Annotated in this window: 1 protein-coding gene and 1 pseudogene; both read left to right on the top strand. The window is 43.7% G+C overall.

From position 1 onward, the window contains the following. Positions 1–885, top strand: a pseudogene (locus HSISS2_RS11465) (hypothetical protein); the annotation flags it as partial. A gap of 2 nt (positions 886–887) precedes the next feature. Then, positions 888–1772 (top strand): DUF859 family phage minor structural protein, encoded by an 885-nt coding sequence (locus tag HSISS2_RS06660; RefSeq protein WP_021146009.1) that lies wholly within the window; start codon positions 888–890, stop codon positions 1770–1772. Positions 1773–1789: the final 17 nt, after the last annotated feature.

The following is a 1789-nucleotide window of genomic DNA, read 5'->3' as shown; positions in this document are numbered from 1 at the left end:
TCATTAGTGCCAACGTCTACGCTACGTTTTCCAGTCAAACGAAACACTGATTATTCGTTCAATATTCAAACGTTTGCCACTGGGAACATAAAGGGTGTAGACATCTATTTCCTCGGTCGCAAGTCGAATGAAACAGATAAGACATTCTCTAAGGTTGTTAACTTTAAAACACACAATGGCTCACCGTCCACAACAGGTTTGGCCAAGTGGCATTTAACTTTCAACGCTGGGGAATGCGACGAAGGTTTTATCCGTATTGACAACAAGGGGACAAATAACGGCAATGAGTCGTTACTATTCTTTACTGAATTGGACTGTTATGAGGGTACGACTGACCGAGCATGGCAAGCATCGCCAAAAGACTTAGCTAGCCAGTTAGACAGCAAGGCTGACAGCGCATTGACACAAAGCCAGTTAAATCGACTGAATGAGATTAATTCAGTGATGAAATCGGAATTAGAAGCTAAGGCATCGCTTGATACACTCAATCAATGGGTGAAGGCTTATCAAGATTTTGTTAACGCAAATAATGCCAATCGTGCACAAGCCGAGAAGAATCTTGCGGATGCAAGTAGCCGTGTCGCAAAATTAGAGAACAATCTGAACGATATGTCAGAGCGTTGGAACTTTATCGATAGCTACATGGCATCTTCAAACGAGGGGCTTGTTATTGGTAAAACAGATAATTCTAGCTCTATGCTATTCAATCCAAACGGTCGTATTTCAATGTTCTCAGCCGGTAATGAGGTGATGTATATTTCACAAGGTGTGATTCACATCGAGAATGGTATTTTCTCTAAGACAATCCAGATTGGTCGCTATCGAGAAGAACAGGATTTCATCAATCCTGACAGGAACGTGATTAGATATGTGGGAGGTAGTTAATCATGGTAGAATTTTGGTCAAATAATGACCGTGGATATCGTATCAGGCTGTGGATTGACCAAATTGGACAGAATATCCAAAACAACACAAGTGATGTCCGTATTCGATTGGCATTGCTTAACCAAGGGTGGACGTTTGCAAGCTATCAATGTTCTGGGTACGTTGATGGTTTTGGTCAACGAATTGACTATTCTGGAAGTCCAGCGATGTTTAATCGAAATTCGGAAATACAGTTGATTGATCGCACAATTACTGTTCGTCATGCTGATGATGGGTCTGGTGCCTTCGGCGTACACGCTCATTTCAATGGCTCGGGTGGATACAGCCCAGGAAACCTAGACATCGGTAATCAAGGCATAACACTGACGACGATTCCAAGGGGAAGTTCAGTGAGTGTCTCGGAGGGATTTATTGGCAATCAAGTAGATATTACTATTGATAGGAAAATAGCTGGTGCCACGCATACACTACGCTACGCTTGGGGCAATAAGCAAGGTAAGATTGCTGACAACGTTGGGACATCGTTAAAGTGGACAATCCCAGCGGATTTCGCAAACGACATACCGGATGCAACAACTGGCCGAGGTACTATATACGTCGATACTTATGTTGACGGCAAATTGATTCAAACACAGTCAACGGCACTAACGGCAAGGATTGTCACAAACAACGCGAAGCCGTCGTTCACTGGATTTACTTTAACGGACGCAAATGCAACGACTCAAAGGATAATTCCAGAGCCAACACATTTCGTGTCCATAATGTCGCTTGTGAAAGTCGCCTTCAACGGAGCGCAAGCAAAAAACGGAGCTACAATAGCTGGGTACTACGCTGAAATCGTTGGGGGCCAGCAATTCTGTTTCAACGAACGGCGGGGTATTCCGTGAGGTTGCTGTAAACAAAG

It is taken from the genome of Streptococcus sp. HSISS2 (assembly GCF_000448665.1).
Classification (GTDB): domain Bacteria; phylum Bacillota; class Bacilli; order Lactobacillales; family Streptococcaceae; genus Streptococcus; species Streptococcus raffinosi.
Note: the sequence above shows the minus strand (reverse complement) of the source record. Positions and strands in the feature narration are given on the sequence as shown.

Excerpts from the sequence above, each read along its gene's own strand:
- HSISS2_RS06660 (WP_021146009.1), top strand. The coding sequence starts at position 888 with ATGGTAGAATTTTGGTCAAATAATGACCGTGGATATCGTATCAGGCTG.